Source organism: Dapis hubbardiae BLCC-M172 (assembly GCF_050016015.1).
Taxonomy (GTDB): Bacteria; Cyanobacteriota; Cyanobacteriia; order Cyanobacteriales; family Microcoleaceae; genus Trichodesmium.
Genome location: NZ_JBNHEQ010000103.1, coordinates 1 through 19,288, shown reverse-complemented (window position 1 = coordinate 19,288; position 19,288 = coordinate 1). Strand labels below are relative to the sequence as shown.

Genomic DNA, 19,288 nt, shown 5'->3' with positions numbered 1-19,288 from the left:
TAGACCCAATTTTTCGGTAACAAATATTTTGTGAATTTGGTATTACACATTGATAGATGTAAAACATTACATAAATAAATATATTAGGACTTACGCAGCAACTATATATATAGCGGATTGGTGCGTTACGCTTTCCTTTCCTGCGGAATGCGGAGCAAACGGAATGCTGCGCAAACGCTAACACACCCTACCAGTAGCTAATAATTTAGGATTGCTATAGCAAAATTGTAGGGTGCGTTAGACGGCTTAAATTCAGACGATGGAAGGGATTTAGCAATCCGTCGTAACGCACCTAGTTAATGCGTAAGTGCAAAATTGTAGGGTGCGTTAGACGGCTTAAATTCAGACGATGAAAGGGATTTAGCAATCCGTCGTAACGCACCTAGATGTGTTATTCCACTACTACCAGTAGCGTTAATGCGTAAGTCCTGCATTGTCAAAAAATTAAGCTAAACCCACCAACTTTGAACTTAATTCCCAAAGCTTAATTGCCTTATCATCATCACTCGCTTCATCAGACACCTCTTGTACAAAAGACCGACGATCTTTCTTTTGACGATTTCCCCAACTCCAATACATACCCGACTCTTTATACTCATCATCTTTAACCAAAGCAGCAACCCTTTCTCCTGCCAAATCTTGAGAAACATATCCCCCAGTAATATTCTTTTGAAACAGTGGGAAAATTTTCTGGAATAAAGGAAAATGATTTCTGAACAAAGGTGTATCTGCGACACATCCAGGATACAAAGAACTAAAAACAATTCCTGTTGACTCGTGATAACGGCGATGCAACTCACGCATTGTCAAAACATTACAAAGTTTGCTATCCTTATAAGCTTTACCAGACTTAAACTTCTTACCATTAATCATCGTAATAGGAGCTTTGAAACCCTGTTCAAAACCCTGCAAATCTCCTAAATCTGGAGGTGCTGGAATTGGAATCTTTCCTCCCAACTCTTTCGGATTAGCTGTTACAGTTCCCAAAATCACCAATCTTTTATCTGTAGCAGGAGACTGTTTCAAATCCTCTAACAGAATGTTACATAAGAGAAAATGTCCCAGATGATTTGTAGCAACACTTAGTTCATAACCATCTGCACTCCGCATCGGTTCTTTTAACAATGGCAAATATACCGCAGCATTGCAGACCAAAGCGTTCAGAGACCTACCACTTTCTCTGAAAGTATTGACAAACCTTTTTACACCATCTAGACTGGCCAAGTCTAGGTGCATAACAGTATAACTGTCTTTTGCCATTCCTACTTCTTGAGCAGCTTTTTCTGCTTTGGATAAGTCTCGACAAGCCATCACAACATACCATTCACCTGTTTTAGCTAGAGCTTTCGCAGTATATAAACCCACCCCTGAAGATGCACCTGTGATTATTACTGTCGATTTATGATTTTGTTCCATTCCCAATGAGATTTTGTAAAATTCGATTGACTATTTCCATGATTTTACAACAGTTCTGGCCAACTAATTTCAAGAGTCATAAATATTTGTTACATAAGTACATAAAGTAGTAATGTGTCTAACTTGAAAATGTGGATTAAAAAACCTAACCCCCCAACCCCCTTCCCTACAAGGGAATGGGGAGAATATTCCCCCCTCTCAAGAGCAGGAGAGGGGTCGGGGGAGAGGTCTTCCCTACAGAAAAAGACGGAAGTCAGATTTTCTCATTGTTAAGCAGGTATCTCACTATGTAACGAAATGTTGATACAGTCTAAATCCTTGAGATTGCTATCCATTCCGGAATGCTCCGCACACCTTCCACAGAGTGACCGTCGCAATGACTTAGTTGTAAATTTTCACAGTTACCTACTTAAAACTTCATATTTAAATTGAACCTTATTAAGATAAAATGTGCTTGAAAATACAGAAAAATTTTTAGTAGTAATTATAGGAATTACAACACCCAATAATACAAAACTAATGAAATGAAACGAAGAAAACTCATCAACCATATTGCAGTTGGCGCAAGTGTCGCAACTTTAGCCGCTTGTACTCAAACCACCACTGAAACTACCTCTACCGATAGCTTGCCCTCTGTGAAATGGAGAATGACCACAAGTTGGCCTCGCTCCCTAGATACAATTTTTGGTGCGGCACAAACAGTATGCGATCGCGTGGCAGCCATGACTAATGGCAGATTTACTATTACTCCCTATCAAGCTGGTGAAATAGTCGGAGGTTTAGAAGTTCTGGATGCTGTCCAACAAGGCACCATACAATGTGGCCATACTGCTAGTTACTATTATGTTGGTAAAAATTCAGCCCTTGCTTTTGGCACTGCTGTCCCCTTTGGTTTAACTGCCCAACAACAGAATGCTTGGTATTATCATGGTGGGGGCTTAGAAATAATGCACAAACTTTACTCCGACTTTAATATTATTAGTTTTCCTGCTGGTAATAGTGGGACCCAGATGGGAGGCTGGTTTAAACGAGAGATTAACACAGTTAGCGATCTAAATGGTTTAAGTATGCGTATCCCTGGTTTTGGTGGGGAAGTAATGAAAAAATTAGGTGTAAATGCTCAAGTATTGCCTGGTGGTGAAATTTATCTAGCTTTGGAGCGAGGTGCTCTTGATGCTGCGGAATGGGTAGGTCCTTATGATGACCAGAAATTAGGTTTAAATAAAGCTGCAAAATATTTTTATTATCCTGGGTGGTGGGAACCCGGTCCGACTTTTGAAGTGCAAGTTAATCTGAATGAATGGAATAAGTTGCCAAAAGAATATCAGGAAATTTTCAAAAGTGCTGCATATCAAGCTAATATAAATATGCTCGCCCAATATGATGCTTTAAATGGAGCAGCATTGAGAGAATTGATAGCAAGTGGTACTGAATTACGCGCTTATAGTCAAGAAATTTTACAAGCAGCACAGAAAGCAGCTTTTGAATTTTATGAAGAGAAAGCTAGTCAGGATGCAACTTTTAAAGAAGTCTACGAACAGTGGAAAAAGTTCCGAGAAAAAATTTATAAATGGAATTCTATTAATGAATTGAGTTTTGCTCAGTTTGCCTTCAATAACTCCCTAAAGTGAAGTCAAAATTCAAAAGTCAAAATTCAAAAGTTAGATTTTACAGGCTATCAACTCAGTGAAGTCAAAATTCAAAAGTCAAAATTCACAAATCAGAATTGAGAATTCGGATAACGGAAGTGTTTTTCTCCCTGTTCCCTATTCCCTACCCAAGTCCGCAGCGACTGGAACTGAGTGGAAGGAAGCAATCTCAGGGGCGTCGCGAGATTGCTACCGCTTCGTCGCGGAGGACGACTATTCAAAGTGAATTCAGAATTGAGAATTTAGCACAAAGGAAGTGTTTTTCTCTCTGTTCCCTGTTCCCTGTTCCCTATTCCCTAATAAATAATGAAACGTCGAAACCTAATTACTTACGCTACTGTTGCTGCTACAACTGCAGTTGCTTTACCTGCATTGAGTCAAACCGAACCGCAACAGATAAAATGGAGAATGACGACAAGTTGGCCGAAATCTCTCGATACTTTGTTTGGTGGAGCGCAGAGAATTTGCGATCGCGTCGCAGCTTTAACCAATGGCAGATTTACTATTACTCCTTATCAAGCGGGTGAAATAGTTGGAGGGTTGGAAGTTCTGGATGCTGTACAACAAGGTACCGTACAATGTGGTCATAACCCTAGTTATTACTACAAAGGCAAAAATCCTGCTCTAGTATTTGCTACTGCTGTTCCGTTTGGTTTTACAGCTCAACAACAGAATGCTTGGCTATATCATGGAGGAGGTCTAGAAGCTATACAAAAAGTTTATGCTGATTTTAACGTAATTAACTTTCCTGCTGGTAACACAGGTGCGCAAATGGGTGGTTGGTTTCGAGAGGAAATTAATACTTTGGCTGACCTCAATGGTTTAAAGATGCGTATTCCTGGTTTGGGAGGGGATGTGATGAGCAAATTGGGAGTAAATGTTCAGGTGTTACCTGGTGGGGAAGTTTATTTAGCTTTAGAAAGAGGAGCTATTGATGCTGCTGAATGGAGCGGACCTTATGATGATGATAAATTAGGTTTATATAAGGCTGCAAAATACTATTACTATCCTGGTTGGTGGGAACCTGGTCCGACTATAGATGTATTAGTTAATTTAGATGCTTGGAATAAGTTACCAACAGAATATCAGGAAATTTTTCAGACTGCTGCTTATGAAACTAATTTGAATATGTTGGCTCAATATGATGTTTTGAATGGTGAAGCGTTGCCAAGATTGATTGAAAAAGGTGTTCAGCTAAGACCTTTTAGTCCAGAAATTATGCAAGCTGCTCAGAAAGCTGCTTTTGAGATTTATGAGGAAAATGCTAGTAAAGATGGGAGTTTTAAGGAAGTTTATCAACAGTGGAAAAAATTTCAAGAGCAGATTTTTAATTGGAATAAAGTTAATGAGTTGAGTTTTGCTCAGTTTTCGTTTAACAAGTAGTCATATCATGTCCGGTAGCATCGGTCTTGTATAGGGAAGTTCATTAATTGATAATTGATAATGGATAATTGATAATTACAAGAAGGTTAAAACCGCTCTTGATTGAAGATTGGGAAATTCAAGAGCACTTTTTTTCCCCTATCCAAGGGGAGGCTTTAAACCACAATTATTTAATTAATAATTAATAATTAATTATTCGGTAAGGAAGAAGGAAGAAGGAAGAAAGAAGAAAGAAGAAGGAAGAAGGAAAAACCTTACTAATGGTAGCTCTTTCCCTAACTTTTAGACGCTCCGATACCAACGGACATGATATCAGTAGGGGCGAATGGCTATTCGCCCCTACATTATTCCCCATTCCCTGTTCCCTATTCCCTATTCCCTATCCAAGTCCGCAGCGACTTACACTCCGTGGAAGGTTTGCGGAGCATTCCGGAACGGATAGCAATCTCAGGGGTACAGTGAATTTAGAATTTAGAATTCAGAATGGCTCTGTTGCATAATTAGCGATAGAAAATCAATTCTGCAGCTATATCGCTCTCTTTGGCAATTATTGATGTTCTATTCATCTATTGTCCAATAGTTAGGGCTGGAGAATTAAACATCAAAACCTTTAAAGGCAAAAGTTTCAGCCTTTTCCTATATCAAAATTGATGTTCTATTCATCTATTGTCCAATAGTTAGAGGAGTTTTCGCACGTTATTATTGTATATATGCACTTGCTTGTGCGACAGCTATATACTTTCATGCAACAAAGCCATTCAGAATTCAGAATTCGCACAACGGAAATGTTTTTCCCACTGTTCCCTGTTGCCTATTTCCTATTCCCTACCCAAGTCCGCAGCGACTGGAACGGAGTGGAAGCAAGCAATCTCAGGATGCCACGAGATTGCTTCCTCTCGTCGCAATGACGACTTTTCCAAGTTAATTGAGAATTGAGAATTCGCATAACGGAAATGTTTTTCCCACTATTCCCATTCCCTATTCCCTACTCCCTATTCCCTATTCCCTGCTATATTGAGAATTCGCACAAAGGAAATATTTTCCCACTATTCCCTGTTCCCTAATAACACATAAAAAAGAATGAAACGTCGAAATCTAATTACTTACACTACTGTTGCTGCCACCAGTGCAGTTGCTTTACCTGCATTGAGTCAAACTGAACCGCAACAGATAAAATGGAGAATGGCAACGAGTTGGCCGAAATCTCTAGATACTTTGTTTGGTGGAGCGCAGCGGATTTGCGATCGCGTAGCAGCTTCTACCAATGGCAAATTTACTATTACTCCTTATCAAGCTGGTGAAATAGTCGGAGGGTTGGAAGTTTTAGATGCTGTACAACAAGGCACTATACAATGTGGTCATACCAGTAGTTTTTATTATAAAGGCAAAAATCCTACCCTTGTCTTTGCGACTACTGTTCCATTTGGTTTGACTGGCCCACAACAGAATGCCTGGCTATATCATGGTGGGGGTCTAGAAGCGATGCAAAAAGTTTATGCTGATTTTAACATTATTAACTTCCCTGCAGGTGGCATAGGGGCACAAATGGGTGGTTGGTTTAGGCAGGAAATTAATAGTTTGGCTGACCTCAATGGTTTAAAAATGCGTATTCCTGGTTTGGGAGGTGATGTGATGACTAAATTGGGGGTAAATGTGCAGGTGTTACCTGGTGGGGAAGTTTATTTGGCTTTAGATAGAGGTGCTATTGATGCTGCTGAATTTACAGGACCTTATGATGATGAGAAATTGGGTTTATATAAGGCAGCAAAATATTATTATTATCCTGGTTGGTGGGAACCTGGTCTGACTTTAGATGTATTGGTTAATTTGGATGCTTGGAATAAGTTACCAAAGGAATATCAGGAAATTTTTCAGACTGCTGCTTATGAAACTAATTTGAATATGTTGGCTCAATATGATGTTTTGAATAGTGAAGCGTTGCCAAGATTGATTGAAAAGGGTGTTCAGTTGAGACCTTTTAGCTCAGAAATTATGGAAGCTGCTCAGAAGGCTGCTTTTGAGATTTATGAGGAAAATGCTAGTCAAAATGGGAGTTTTAAGGAGGTTTATCAACAGTGGAAAAAATTTCGAGAGCAAGTTTTTAATTGGAATAAAATTAATGAGTTGAGTTTTGCTCAGTTTTCGTTTAATAAGTAGTCAGTAGGGGCGTTTTCCTGACGGAATGCTCCCCAAACATGTCGCGCAGCGTTTCATGTCGGCGACAGCCGAAAATGGCCATTCGCCCCTACATTGGTTCACTTATAACTGATATAGAATCCGGATAATTACTATCGCTAAGTCATTGCGACTGGAACGCAGTGGAAGGTTTGCGGAGCATTCCGGAACGGATAGCAATCTCGTGGGACCTCTGAGATTGCTTCCTATCGTCGCAATGACCACTGTTCAACCGGATTTTATATGATAACTGAAATGACAGATACCCTCTATATATTGCCTTTGCGTAAGCCTAATTAAATAAACTATCGCAATCTTAGACATAAGATTTAGTAATAGTTATGAAGATTTGATGAAGTTGATATGGAAATTTTCATAGCTATATGAAGATTTAATGAAATTGCCGAAATGCTCTTGACACTAGGGGGGTGGAATACGATGAAAATCTAACATGGTTAGGACACTTAGAAATTCTCAAATTCTGTCATAGATTTTGTTGAATTTTTCATGGTTGATTTGATCTTGCGGGTGTCCTAACTACGTCAGTCAAATAAAATCAGGACTTAGGCAAAATAAGGCATTTATGTCATTGCGTTTCGGCTGTCGCCGACATGTTTGCGGAGCATTCCGTCAGGAAAAAGCGCAGCTTTGCGTTAGCGCCAGCTTTGCTTTGCAATAGCAAGCGACAGCGTTTGCGGAGCAGTCCGTCAGGAAAGCAATCTCAAATGTTGATATTTCATTCCTTATGGGTAATTCCTGAAAATGCCTAAATAACCTTTGAATTCTCAGTAATGATTCAAATTCCTAAACCCACTGCTCAAACTTCTAGGTTTGAGATTACCACATCTCCCGAATTTGCTGGGTGGCTGGTAAAACACTATCTTACTCTGGCTTTCAGCAGCTATCAAACCACCGCCAAAAGTAGAGAATGAAACAAAAAATCCACTTTATCTCAGGACTACCGCGATCTGGCTCTACCTTATTAGGAGCCTTACTTCGCCAAAATCCTCGGTTTCATGCAGGGATGTCTAGTCCAGTGGGGGGTCTGATGAGTCGCCTACTAGAAGCGATGAGCGAAAACAATGAGTTTTCGGTCTTTATCACTCCTGAACAAAAACGGGCATTAACCTTGACTATGTAGTGCGGGCATCTTGCCCGCAACGACCTTTGGTTACGATTAATAATTATTGCCGCCTCACCCTCCCCACCCTACTGCCGTGTCAAGCTTAAAATAGTGTGTTAGGAGCGAGGAACCTAGAAGACCTCTCCCCTAACCCCTCTCCTGCAAGGAGAGGGGGTTGGGGGGTTAGGTTTTTCAAGCTTGACACGACACTACTCTGTTGATGAAAGCATAGAGTGATAGAATAGAGGTAATGTTAATCTTTTTGAGCTTTCCGGTTTACTAGGATAAAAACATGAATTATAAATTTATATAGTTAAATTCGGAAATTATCAAATATGGAAACCTACGCATATAGTCAAGCTGCTCTAACTTGGGAAACATCTCACAACATTGAACAACCAGAATGTTCTCCATGCGATCGCATTATGGAATTTTTAAGTTTAGGATGGAAAATGATGTTTACACCAGAATTATTAGAAGTTTATTAGAGTTTCCCAATAGATCGATATCGAGATGAAATCCACTGTAAAAATTCTGACTTCTGTAGGGACGTTGCATAACAAAAATGCGAACGTCCCTACCTTCCGACTTCCATTATCAAGATGGTGGTTAAGGAAATTTTCTTTCCTTAACTTCCAAACTATATTCCTTAACTGCTTCAGTAATATTCTCTCGTAAATTAGCATAAGATTTCGCAAAGGGTGGCTGCCAATCAGAAATTCCTAAAACATCATTAATCACCAATATCTGACCATCACAATAAGTACCTGCACCAATACCAATAGTAGGAATAGAAACTTTTTCCGTAATCTCTTTTGCTAAATCTACTCCAATATGTTCTAAAATCATGGCAAAAGCACCAGCTTGTTCCAAAGCCACAGCTTCTGCTAAAATACGGGCACTAGCATCAGGAGTTTTACCTTGTCGGCGATAACCTCCAAATTGATGCACAGACTGGGGAGTTAGACCAATATGACCCATAACAGGAATACCCACTGATGTTAATTTATGAACAGTTTGAGCGATCGCCTCATTACCACCCTCTAACTTTACAGCTTGAGCGCCAGTTTCTTTAAGTATTCTTCCCGCCGAATGTATAGCTTGTTGAGGACTTTCCTGATAAGTTAAAAATGGTAAATCCACCACTATCAAAGCCTGCTTGACACCTCGTCGCACTGCTTTAGCATGATGAATCATTTCCTCCAGAGTAACTGGTATAGTTGTATCATAACCTAATGTCACCATACCCAGAGAATCTCCCACCAGGATTAAATCTACTCCAGCATTGTCTAAAATTTGAGCGATCGTATAATCATAAGCTGTCAGAGCTACTATCGGGCGACCTTTTTGTTTCCATTGAATTAATTGTTTAGTTGTAATTGCCATTTTCAGTTAAGTCAGCATATAAAAGTCAATTTTTAATCTAGAGTTCATACCAAATACTAAAAGTTAATCAATCGAAAATTTTATATAGCAGTTCCAGGACTTACGCATAGCCACCACATCTAGCGATTGGCCAATCGCCCCTACAGGTCGTGTATGTTTTCATGTTTTGCGTAAGTCCTGAGTTCTTTAAGTAGTTGAACATAAATAAATAGGTCTGTGTTAATAAATTTAAAAAGATGAGTAATTATTATACTACAAGCATTTTGGTGATATTTCCAAAACTTTATATTGATAATTTATAATTAATCAATTCGGTTTCAAACCTCTCCTAATAGGAGAAAAAAAGAACAGGTGATTTCCCCATCGTTCAATCTGATGGTTTTAACCAGAGATAATTATCCATCATTCATTATCAATTAATGAACTAGCCAAGCAAAAGCTCTGATTAATTCAGCATTACCATTTTCTTCATAGCATTTTCCGTGGGATAAAATAATTTTTTTAGCTTCCCATTTTAACATTTTTTCTAAACAGGCACGAGCTTGATTTTTTCGCCCCCAAAATGTTATTTGTAAATCCAGTGGTGCTTTACCATTTGGAGCAGCACAACCAGCTAACTTAATTAATAAATGAAATTTTTTACTAACTTTATTAAGCTCAAAATTTTCAATTAAATCTGCAAGAATAACTGTAGAACTTTTGCGGTGAAAAAATACTACCTCATCCATAAACCTACTACCTCGAAAAACTAATTGAGCAATATCCTCTGACCAGTCAATTGGTGCTTCATCATCAAGAAAAGCATGAAAATTCACCTCAATTTTTTGTTGTGCTGCACGTTCTACTACTCCTGGAGACCCCCATGTAATAGCTTCTGGATAAGCTTTTGCCCAACTGCCAATATGAGTATAATGGATTTTGTTTGGTGAAATTAAGTGACGAACCGAACCCAAGGCATCAATTTTTGCTTTTAATTCTGGAACTAATTCTATAGGAGAATGACACCACAAATCATTATTTTTCAATCGGATAATAGTCATCCGTGTGGGAAATGGAATATGTGTGCCATACATTGCCATTCTGACAATAGGGCCATCAACAATCCAAATATCTTCATCAATAGCTTTAGGAATATTAAGTGGTTTGTATAGCTGAATTATGTTTTGGTTCATAATGAAAGAAAGCACCGATCGGCATTTGAACTTTTAATTTAATTTTAAAGCACTGACAGGTACTTCATCCCAAGACTCAACAGTTCGCAGTGTAGCTTTCCATCCTTGTTCCTTTTGAGTATCAGTTAAATTATTTTGAAAAGATTCATGGCATTCTTCCGCTTGCTGTTTGTCGCAACAGGCAATACAAGAGTAGACAATACCAGATGGATCTATCTGTTCATTTACCCAAATAGTCATGGTTAATAACCTCAATATTATTTGTGATGTTCCCGACACTAAATTAATAATCAGTCTTATATTTTTACCTATTTTGTTAACAATAGTCAAGTTGAATAGATTTAGCCACTACACAAAAAAATTCTGAATCCCTGAGAACTCAGAATTTTCTAGTAGCAGTAAATTTTTAATTTTGAGCGGCTTTGTTGTATGAAAGCATATAGCTACCGCACTTGCTTTGCAGATGTACTTCATACTTCTATAACTATTGTCCAATAGATGAATAGAACATCAATCTTTGATATAAAAAGGCTAAAAGCCTTTACAGGTAAAAGTTTTAGCCTTTTTACTATTGTCCAATAGATGAATAAAACATCAATCTCTAGAAAGAGAGTGATATATAGCGCTGTGCTCCGGGAACAGGCACTATTGGAACAGGCAACAGGGGGAATAAATTGCCGATAATATAAGACTTCTAGCTCTTTTGCCCCTACTACAATTTGTAAATATACCAGCGCTCATTGCTATAGAAGTCCTAACCGTATCTCCAGAAAATAGGTCAAATTAGAGAATTAATTGATAAAAAATGGCTAAGAATTGATTTGATGATGGTATTTGGGTAGATATCTAATACACCCCATCTCCCGATATCCCTTACTCTCCACACTCCCCTACTCTCAATCTATAATTTTCAATAGATCCTTTTAGGGGTTCTATAGCTGCCACTAGGTTCACCTTTCATGTCGGGAACAACCGAAAAGCGGAACGGATGTTCTATCGTTACTTTCATGCAACAAAGCCATTTTGAGCTGAAATGTTAGAACAGATTCCAGATTAATGGGTTAAATATTTTGGCATTGCTGAATTAAGGTATAAAAGTGGGTTTGTAAGGAATAGGGAATAGGGAACAGGGAACAGTTAATATTAACAAGTAGTTCAAAAAATCCAAAATACACCCATCCAAAATACAAAATTATCACATCATACCTAGAATCAACAACGCCAATATTTTTTGCTTGTTCCCTATCAAACTCCCCATCTTCCTTACTGACGTTGCATCCAACGTCCTTACTATTCTCTACTCCCCAAAACCATCAATAGCAGTCGTCATTGAGGACATTCCCGCTCTTGTCTTGCCTTAATCAAAGAAATGATTTAACTTTTAACTTTTAGAGCACTACGCAAATAGGTTAGGATATTTATGAATCCTCAAACTCATTCAGGGATTACTTCTAACTTCTGATTTCTGACTTCTGGTTTGCACTATCAGGACTTAGCAGAACTTAGGCAGAGCAACTATATCTAATGGTACTTAGACATTTTTTGGCAGAAAAACTGCTTGAAAGCCAGTCTAGACAAGGGAATTACGTCAACTCCTTAAAAATGGCTAAAACCCTTGGTAATAAAGGATTTATACATTTTTGACGTAAAACCGCCTCCCTATCTATATTTGAGCTTATTTTTGGCAGTTAAGTTGTCTAAGTACCACTAATAAGGGATAATGACCATTAAGCCCTACGGATGGTGTGTAATTTCATTTTTTGCGTAAGTCCTGACTATAATTGCTGTCCAGATGCTAAACTGCTGAGAGAATTATCAGTAACACGACATATACGCCACTCATTCAAAATTGACGCACCAATACGTTCATAGAATCCGATCGCCGGTTCATTCCAATCTAAAACACTCCACTCCAAACGCCCACAGTTTCGGGATACTGCTAACTCTGCCACGTAACTTACCAGTCGTTTCCCAATACCCCGCCCCCTATACTCAGGTAACACAAATAAATCTTCTATATAAATTCCGGGTTGGGTGAGAAAAGTTGAATAGTTATGAAAGAATAAAGAAAAACCAACAGCTTGGCCTGACAATTCAGCGATAATAGCCTCAGCATAGGGACGATGATGAGACTTATCGCTACCCGGTTTACCAAACAAATGAGCTTCCAGGGAAGCAACGTTACCTGTAACAGCATGAGATAATTTCTCATATTCAGCTAGGGCTTTAATTAACTCAAATATTACAGGTACATCTGCTGGTGTTGCAGCACGCAACTTTAGTTCATTCAGGGACATAATTTAATACCGTTTCACGGAAGTCATGGATCGAGTGTGTAATTCTGAGGTCTCCATTTTCTGGGGAGTCCTTAAGGAAACAGAATGTAAGACACACTCAGGACAGTCAAAAGTTAAAAGTAAGATTTTATCAGCTAAAACAGAACTTACGCATGAGGTACGAAAAACTAGGACTTGAGATTGCTTCCCTATCGGTCGCAATGACGAAAATACGTTGTACTGCGTAAGTCCTATAAAAAATTGATCAGAGTATTTTAATTTGAGCTAATAGCTGAATGCTATAGGTAAGGAAGAATTGATTGGGAGACAGATCGATGACTAATTTTAGACTAGGAAATGTTTTTCCCACTGTTCCCTATTCCCTACTCCCTACTCCCTATTCCCTATTATCAAAAACGATTTAACCATCCTTTTAAACGTTCAGCCACTTGAGGGCGACGTAACTTTCGCATTGCCTTAGCTTGAATTTGTCGTACTCTTTCCCGGGAGAGATTAATCATCCGACTCACTTCATCTAAAGTATGAGGTTCCCCTGTGATTAAACCATAGCGGAGAGTAATGACATCTTGTTCGCGATCGCTTAACACATGATTTAATACCTCCAAGATATCCTGGCGCATCATCATATCATTCATTTGCGCTTCGGGAGTAGTATTTTCATTATCTTCTAAGAAGTCTAACAGTTCGGTATTTTCATCTGTACCTAAACGATGATTGAGAGAGAGAGTTTTCCGACGAATTTGCTGGAGGTTACGCAGTTGTTGGTGGGAAATTTCTAACGCTTGAGCAATTTCTGCGTCACTGGGAATACGATTTAAACTGCGTCTTAGGTCGCGGTAAACTCGTTTAAGTTTGTTAATTTGTTCAACTACATGAACTGGTAGGCGAATAGTACGTCCTTGATTAGCAATGGTGCGTGTTATTCCTTGACGAATCCACCAATAGGCGTAAGTAGAAAATTTGTAACCTTTCTCTGGGTCAAATTTTTCTGTGGCGCGGTTTAGTCCTAATGCTCCTTCTTGAATCAAGTCTAGAAAAGGCACTCCCCGGTTTAGATAACGTTTGGCAATAGAAACTACTAAACGGAGGTTAGAGCTAATCATTCGACGTTTGGCTGCCCGACATTGATGTAGGCGATGGTCTAGTTGCATTTCTGTCAAACCTGCGGCTGCTGCTACTTCACCTTTTGTCGGCAGTCGCCCTAAGTCATTTGCTAGTTTCTCTGGCAGTTGTTCAAATATGACTAACTCTTGGATCTGCCTGGCTAATTCTATTTCTTCTTTTTGGCTCAAAAGAGGATAACGAGACATTTGCTTAAATAATGCTCCTACTGCATCATCTATATCTTGTTGATTTTCTGGTACTGGGATAGTTACAGCCGATATATTCATACTAGAATCCTCCTGATTTTTATCTTCTTCATGCAGGGATTCGGCAATCATCAAACTCATTTGTTGCATTTGCTCTGGTATCTCTGATTTATTAATGGGGTCTGGTAATTGGATTTGATGCCGATCTGAATTCTCTGGAAGTAGAATTTTCATAGTGTTTTTTTCTATTATATAGTTTGGCAATTGTAAATGGTTGATGAGATACAATCCAAGTGTGATTTTATACCAGAATTTCTCAATTATTACTTAACAATTTAAGTCAATATCAATAACGCACCTAATAGAGATTTGATGTTACCATATTTTACACTTTCTGTCAATAAATAACTAATAACAATCGCAATCTTAAATTACATTTGATTCCATGAAGATTTATCTGCGAACATTTACATAACTAAATAATTACTTAATAATTAATTAACATTTAGTTATTTGTTAAAAGACAAAGAATAGTATCTATTTCAAAGCTTTAATCCCTAATTAGCTGTATTAATCAATACAAATTAGATGGTTTATTCCTAAAGTTTTTTCTTTATTGAATATAATTAAAAGAACTATAATTATGGAAAATTGTAACAAGGTTAACTGCTTTATGGTCTTATTGATGCTGTATAAATTACAGTAAATTTTGGAAATAGAAGTGGATGTGAATACAATTATATTATAACATGATTACAAATACCTATATTTTACCTCTAATACCAATTTTTAATCAAGTTGCTCAAGAGAAGTCAGAATAGTTTTTTCAATTGATTCTCACAAGGGTGAATTTTTTTTGTAATCCTAAATATCTCACGATATTGGTTGGTAAATTACTGTTATTTTCCCCAGATGAATCCCATTTATCACTACTTTTTTTTAGGTGGAAGCTAGCAAAAGCTAAAAATACTGGATAGTGGTACATAGTAATGGTTATGAGAGCATAAACTTGAAGGTTGTGCTATTTCATTTATCAATTATCAGTTATATCATGTGCCCCCTCCGGGGGAGCTACGAATTGCGGATAATTAGTTATAATAAACATTCTTCCTTCTAAATTTCTTCTTTCCCTCCTAACTCCTTCAAATATAATTTATAAGTATTCAACCGAACATGATATTAGCCTCCTAGATCATAACCACCTCTTGCAGAGGAGTTATCCTAAGATAGCTTTGCACCAGCAAAAACGTTTTTCATGTTGCGTAGCAAAACAACATCTCTGGCTGAAGGTAGACGCTTGAAATACTGAAGTTTATTCTTTTCATCTTTTTAAAAAGGGACACATAAGCGTGAAAAAACTATTTAAAATTTACCTAATAAACAATCTTTAAGTGCTAGAATTAGCTCATGCTTGACTTTAAATTAGGAACTACTAAACTAAATGTTAGATTGGATTTCTGCTACTTTTTCCCAATTATTAAAAAATATAGATGCTATCATTTTTTATAGTATTGGAGGTGACCAAGGCATACCACTTATTGTACTTTGGCTAATTAGTGGTGGTCTCTTTTTTACTATCCGAATGCAGTTTATTAATATTCGAGCCTTCAAACACGCTATTGATGTTATTTTGGGTAAGTACGATGACCCCAATGACGAAGGTGAAGTTTCCCATTTTCAAGCTGTCGCTACTGCCCTATCTGGAACTGTGGGGCTAGGAAATATTGCCGGAGTTGCCATTGCTATTAGTTTGGGAGGGCCGGGTGCAGCTTTTTGGATGACGATCGCAGGTTTCTTAGGCATGAGTACCAAGTTTATTGAGTGTACCCTGGCTCAAAAATATCGGATGATTAGACTAGATGGTACAGTTGCTGGTGGACCAATGTATTATCTGTCAATAGGTTTAGCTGATTTAGGACAAAAAAGTTTTGGTCAAGTTTTAGCAGGAATGTTTGCATTTTTCAATATTTTGGCGGTACTAGGTAGTTCGAGTATATTTCAGTCTAACCAGTCTCAAGTCGTCGTTGCTAATGTGCTACCATTTGTTGCTGAAAGAACTTGGGTCTATGGATTGGTTCTAGTATTAATAGTGGGGTTAGTGATTATTGGAGGTATTCAGCGTATTGCTGGAGTGGCTGCTGCTATCGTACCCGCAATGTGTGCCGTATACTTTTTCGCTGCTCTGTGGGTGATTTTGGCTAACTTCACAGCTATTCCTAATGCCATAGCGAGCATTATTCATGGTGCTTTTGTTCCCCAAGCTATGGCAGGTGGTCTGCTTGGGGCGCTAGTCCAAGGGTTCCGACGCGCTGCTTTTTCTAATGAAGCGGGTTTGGGTTTGGCTGCGATCGCTCATGCTACGGCGAAAACTGATGAACCTATCCGGGAAGGTATTGTAGCATTACTAGAACCATTTATTGATACTATAGTCATCTGTAACATGACTGCTTTAGTAGTTATTATTACTGGGGTTTACAATAATCCAGAATTTGCTAATCTTGGTGGTTCAGAATTGACTTTAGCTGCTTTTACTTCTGTCATTGGCTGGTTTCCTTCTGTTTTGACAGTTTGTATATTTTTGTTTGCTTTGTCTACCATGATTTCTAGTAGTTATTATGGTCAAGTTTCCTGGCAATATTTATTTGGAGATCGGAGTGTGATTATATATAAAGTTTTGTTCTTAGTAGGTGTGTTTGTAGGTACAGTTACTAATCCAGAAGCTGTAATTCAATTCGCTGATGCTTTGAAAATAACTCTTGCTTTTCCTACTTTACTTGGTACTTATTTCCTTTGTGGTAAAGTCGCAACAGACCTAGAAAATTATATGAAACGTTTACAAACAGGAGAAATTATTTCAGTAAACTAATCCTCAAGATAGAATTTACATTTGATATAGGAACATAAAAAATTAATTCTCCTATATAAAAGGAAAGGGTCGAACATAGATTTTCTGAAAAAGTTGCTGACACAAAATTTAAACCTATTACATCGATAAAAAAAGTCGGAAAATCATTATATTTTGGGATAGAGCTTCTGATAAAAAAGGAGAAAAGATGCAAGAGTTCCTAATATAATTGAATCAATATTTAGCTACTGAAGACTGGAAAATAAATTGTCATTTTTTGGCTCATTACGCCCCCAAATAAAATTAAATTAAAGCGCTCTGGCTATCCTGAAAAAATCTACTTAGGAGATGTTATTGCTTCTCGAATAATTTCACAATAATTAAGAAGATGTTTGAAGTTTTTTTTGAGTGTAATTTATTTGATTTTCCTGACTTAAAAAAATACGATGTATTTTCCGGTCTCATTTGAAAACCCTATAATTATGGTCAAAAATAATGTAAGCATTCAGCCGTTAGCTCTTAGCTATTGCTTTTAGTGCGTATAGGAAAGCTTTATTAATGGATTCAGAAAAATATGACTACAAAAGCTAGCACCCTTGACCTTAAAGTCTATATTTATTTACACTCCGTCCTTAAGCACAGGTTTTTCTTGCTGATTTCTGACTGCTAATAGCTGAATGCTTACAAAATAATTATTGATTATCCATTGTTCATTATCAATTTTTCAAGAGGTAATTATCTATTATTCATTAATGAATACCCAGGTATATTTTTCTGTTCCTTGTTATATAAATCTATGAAATAATTTTGTACAGGTATTTATAATAGAAAAGTTGAATAATTCCTTGACTATACCTGAAAAATTTAGACTTTCATGGTATAAGTGTTTAGTTAAGAAAAATGATTAACTGGTAAAGTTGAAAATGAAAAGACGAATTTGGCTCTATATTTTCCTGTTTCTGTTAATACCAACTGTTGCTTTAGCATCAGAACCAGAAACAGCAAATAGTTTCATTACAAGCATAGATAAAACTTTTTCAGGTTTTGTAAATGTAATATTTAGCATTCTTTTCTTTAGTATAGCTGGTTTTCCTTTAATTGTTTTATGGTTAATTATTGGTGCAATTTTTTTTACTATTAGGATGCAATTTATCAATATTCGTGCTTTTAAACACGCTATTGATATCGTTAGAGGCAGATATGACGACCCTGATGATCAAGGAGAAATCTCCCACTTTCAAGCTTTGGCTGCAGCATTGTCAGGAACTGTAGGATTAGGCAATATTGCAGGTGTGGCTGTAGCTGTTAGTATCGGCGGACCTGGGGCTGCATTCTGGTTGACGATCGCTGGTTTTTTTGGGATGACCAGTAAATTTGTTGAATGTACCCTGGCTCAAAAATATCGCATTATTAAACCTGATGGTACTATTTCTGGTGGACCGATGCGCTACCTATCCGCAGGTTTAGCAGAAATGGGGCAGAGAACTTTAGGTAAAGTGCTGGCTGTAGTATTCTCTGTATTGTGTATTTCTGCTGCTTTCGGTGGCGCTAATATGTTCCAAGCAAATCAGTCTTATGGAGCTGTTTCTACTGTATTACCAGGTTTACCTAGTTGGGTTTATGGTTTAGTGCTGGTAGTTTTGGTCGGGTTGGTAATTATTGGTGGTATTCAGCGTATTGGTATGGTGGCAGGGACTCTTGTACCTTTGATGTGTTTAGTTTATGTTTTGGCTTCCCTATTTATTCTCCTAGCTAATATTACCGAAATTCCTGGGGCGATCGCTACTATTATTTCTGGTGCTTTTGCTCCCAAGGCAATTGAGGGGGGTGTTATTGGTGTAATTATTCAAGGGTTTCAACGTTCTGCTTTTTCTAATGAAGCTGGTGTGGGTTCGGCAGCGATCGCTCACTCTGCTGCCAGAACTGATGAACCTATTCGTGAGGGTTTGGTTGCACTGTTGGAGCCATTTATTGATACTATTGTTGTCTGCAATATGACTGCTTTGGTGATTGTTATTACTAAGGTATATAATGCTGATGAGTTTGCTGCTTTGCGGGAAGCGAAGAAAGGGGCGGAGTTAACTTCTGCTGCTTTTGGTACTGTTTTGACATGGTTTCCAATTTTATTAGCGATCGCTGTTTTCTGTTTTGCTTTTTCCACGATGATTTCTTGGAGTTACTACGGCGAACGTTGTTGGGATTATTTGTCTGGTGGTAAGGGGTTAATTATTTACAAAATCTTGTTTTTGGTTGCTGCTTTTGTCGGTTCGGTATCTAACCCATCTTCTGTAATTAATTTTAGTGATGCTACTTTACTGTCAATGGCTTTTCCTAATATTTTGGGAGGTTATTTTTTGTGTGGTCAAGTAGCAAAGGATTTGCAAAATTATATGAGTCGTCTCGGAAAAGGAGAGTTTGTAGAAGTGGAGTGAGTTGGATAAAATACCCCTATCCAATTTTCTCAACTTCGGTCTTCTTTCTTCCTTCTTCCTTCTTCCTTCTTCCTTCTTCCTTCTTCCTTCTTCCTTCTTC

14 protein-coding genes are annotated in these 19,288 nt (G+C 37.8%); 8 read left to right on the top strand and 6 right to left on the bottom strand.

Features of this window, described 5'->3' with window-relative positions; all coding sequences use genetic code 11:
• Nucleotides 1-444 precede the first annotated feature (444 nt).
• Nucleotides 445-1,416, bottom strand: a complete 972-nt coding sequence (locus ACP6PK_RS10075) for a protochlorophyllide reductase (protein WP_426559494.1) — start codon at nucleotides 1,414-1,416, stop codon at nucleotides 445-447.
• 524 nt (nucleotides 1,417-1,940) lie between these two features.
• Here ACP6PK_RS10075 and ACP6PK_RS10070 point away from each other — a divergent pair.
• The 6 genes from ACP6PK_RS10070 to ACP6PK_RS10045 all read left to right on the top strand — a co-directional run bounded on the left by ACP6PK_RS10070 (nucleotide 1,941) and on the right by ACP6PK_RS10045 (nucleotide 8,234).
• Nucleotides 1,941-3,047, top strand: coding sequence for a TRAP transporter substrate-binding protein (locus tag ACP6PK_RS10070; protein ID WP_426559493.1), 1,107 nt, complete (start codon nucleotides 1,941-1,943; stop codon nucleotides 3,045-3,047).
• Nucleotides 3,048-3,371: 324 nt separating this feature from the next.
• Nucleotides 3,372-4,448 carry a TRAP transporter substrate-binding protein gene (locus tag ACP6PK_RS10065; protein ID WP_426559492.1) on the top strand — a complete coding sequence of 359 codons (1,077 nt, stop codon included), beginning with the start codon at nucleotides 3,372-3,374 and terminating at the stop codon, nucleotides 4,446-4,448.
• Nucleotides 4,449-5,528: 1,080 nt separating this feature from the next.
• Nucleotides 5,529-6,605 (top strand): TRAP transporter substrate-binding protein, encoded by a 1,077-nt coding sequence (locus tag ACP6PK_RS10060; protein WP_426559491.1) that lies wholly within the window; start codon nucleotides 5,529-5,531, stop codon nucleotides 6,603-6,605.
• Nucleotides 6,606-7,414: 809 nt separating this feature from the next.
• The gene (locus ACP6PK_RS10055; RefSeq protein ID WP_426559490.1) at nucleotides 7,415-7,555 is read left to right on the top strand and encodes a hypothetical protein; all 141 of its coding nucleotides are present in this window, start codon (nucleotides 7,415-7,417) and stop codon (nucleotides 7,553-7,555) included.
• Nucleotides 7,552-7,764, top strand: coding sequence for a sulfotransferase (locus ACP6PK_RS10050; protein ID WP_426559489.1), 213 nt, complete (start codon nucleotides 7,552-7,554; stop codon nucleotides 7,762-7,764). Before ACP6PK_RS10055 ends, ACP6PK_RS10050 begins: the two co-directional genes overlap by 4 nt.
• 317 nt (nucleotides 7,765-8,081) lie before the next feature.
• A complete protein-coding gene (locus tag ACP6PK_RS10045; RefSeq protein ID WP_426559488.1) occupies nucleotides 8,082-8,234 on the top strand; it encodes a hypothetical protein in 153 nt (50 codons plus the stop codon).
• A 121-nt stretch (nucleotides 8,235-8,355) separates the two neighbouring features.
• Here the strand turns inward: ACP6PK_RS10045 and panB are convergent, their stop codons facing one another.
• The 5 genes from panB to ACP6PK_RS10020 form a co-directional block, all read right to left on the bottom strand.
• Entirely contained in the window at nucleotides 8,356-9,132 is a 777-nt protein-coding gene (gene panB / locus ACP6PK_RS10040; protein ID WP_426559487.1) for a 3-methyl-2-oxobutanoate hydroxymethyltransferase, read from the bottom strand.
• Nucleotides 9,133-9,548: 416 nt separating this feature from the next.
• Nucleotides 9,549-10,304, bottom strand: coding sequence for a DUF4336 domain-containing protein (locus ACP6PK_RS10035; RefSeq protein WP_426559486.1), 756 nt, complete (start codon nucleotides 10,302-10,304; stop codon nucleotides 9,549-9,551).
• 33 nt (nucleotides 10,305-10,337) lie between these two features.
• A complete protein-coding gene (locus tag ACP6PK_RS10030; RefSeq protein WP_426559485.1) occupies nucleotides 10,338-10,544 on the bottom strand; it encodes a glycogen debranching protein in 207 nt (68 codons plus the stop codon).
• A gap of 1,535 nt (nucleotides 10,545-12,079) precedes the next feature.
• Nucleotides 12,080-12,601: a GNAT family N-acetyltransferase gene (locus ACP6PK_RS10025; protein ID WP_426559484.1), complete on the bottom strand. Its 522-nt coding sequence runs from the start codon at nucleotides 12,599-12,601 to the stop codon at nucleotides 12,080-12,082.
• A gap of 389 nt (nucleotides 12,602-12,990) precedes the next feature.
• Complete coding sequence (locus ACP6PK_RS10020; RefSeq protein WP_371357527.1) at nucleotides 12,991-14,145, bottom strand: RNA polymerase sigma factor, RpoD/SigA family; 1,155 nt, start codon at nucleotides 14,143-14,145, stop codon at nucleotides 12,991-12,993.
• A gap of 1,207 nt (nucleotides 14,146-15,352) precedes the next feature.
• Here ACP6PK_RS10020 and ACP6PK_RS10015 point away from each other — a divergent pair.
• Both ACP6PK_RS10015 and ACP6PK_RS10010 read left to right on the top strand, forming a co-directional pair.
• On the top strand, nucleotides 15,353-16,777 hold the full coding sequence (locus tag ACP6PK_RS10015) for an alanine/glycine:cation symporter family protein (protein WP_426559483.1): 1,425 nt from the start codon (nucleotides 15,353-15,355) through the stop codon (nucleotides 16,775-16,777).
• Between the two features lie 902 nt (nucleotides 16,778-17,679).
• A complete protein-coding gene (locus ACP6PK_RS10010) occupies nucleotides 17,680-19,188 on the top strand; it encodes an alanine/glycine:cation symporter family protein (protein ID WP_426559482.1) in 1,509 nt (502 codons plus the stop codon).
• Nucleotides 19,189-19,288: the final 100 nt, after the last annotated feature.

What these genes read in the sequence shown, in the direction of transcription:
- ACP6PK_RS10070 (WP_426559493.1), top strand. Translation starts at nt 1,941, where the DNA reads ATGAAACGAAGAAAACTCATCAACCATATTGCAGTTGGCGCAAGTGTC.
- ACP6PK_RS10055 (WP_426559490.1), top strand. Translation starts at nt 7,415, where the DNA reads ATGATTCAAATTCCTAAACCCACTGCTCAAACTTCTAGGTTTGAGATT.
- ACP6PK_RS10020 (WP_371357527.1), bottom strand. Translation starts at nt 14,145, where the DNA reads ATGAAAATTCTACTTCCAGAGAATTCAGATCGGCATCAAATCCAATTA.
- ACP6PK_RS10075 (WP_426559494.1), bottom strand. Translation starts at nt 1,416, where the DNA reads ATGGAACAAAATCATAAATCGACAGTAATAATCACAGGTGCATCTTCA.
- ACP6PK_RS10035 (WP_426559486.1), bottom strand. Translation starts at nt 10,304, where the DNA reads ATGAACCAAAACATAATTCAGCTATACAAACCACTTAATATTCCTAAA.
- ACP6PK_RS10025 (WP_426559484.1), bottom strand. Translation starts at nt 12,601, where the DNA reads ATGTCCCTGAATGAACTAAAGTTGCGTGCTGCAACACCAGCAGATGTA.
- ACP6PK_RS10030 (WP_426559485.1), bottom strand. Translation starts at nt 10,544, where the DNA reads ATGACTATTTGGGTAAATGAACAGATAGATCCATCTGGTATTGTCTAC.
- ACP6PK_RS10045 (WP_426559488.1), top strand. Translation starts at nt 8,082, where the DNA reads ATGGAAACCTACGCATATAGTCAAGCTGCTCTAACTTGGGAAACATCT.
- ACP6PK_RS10060 (WP_426559491.1), top strand. Translation starts at nt 5,529, where the DNA reads ATGAAACGTCGAAATCTAATTACTTACACTACTGTTGCTGCCACCAGT.
- ACP6PK_RS10065 (WP_426559492.1), top strand. Translation starts at nt 3,372, where the DNA reads ATGAAACGTCGAAACCTAATTACTTACGCTACTGTTGCTGCTACAACT.
- ACP6PK_RS10015 (WP_426559483.1), top strand. Translation starts at nt 15,353, where the DNA reads ATGTTAGATTGGATTTCTGCTACTTTTTCCCAATTATTAAAAAATATA.
- panB (WP_426559487.1), bottom strand. Translation starts at nt 9,132, where the DNA reads ATGGCAATTACAACTAAACAATTAATTCAATGGAAACAAAAAGGTCGC.
- ACP6PK_RS10010 (WP_426559482.1), top strand. Translation starts at nt 17,680, where the DNA reads ATGAAAAGACGAATTTGGCTCTATATTTTCCTGTTTCTGTTAATACCA.
- ACP6PK_RS10050 (WP_426559489.1), top strand. Translation starts at nt 7,552, where the DNA reads ATGAAACAAAAAATCCACTTTATCTCAGGACTACCGCGATCTGGCTCT.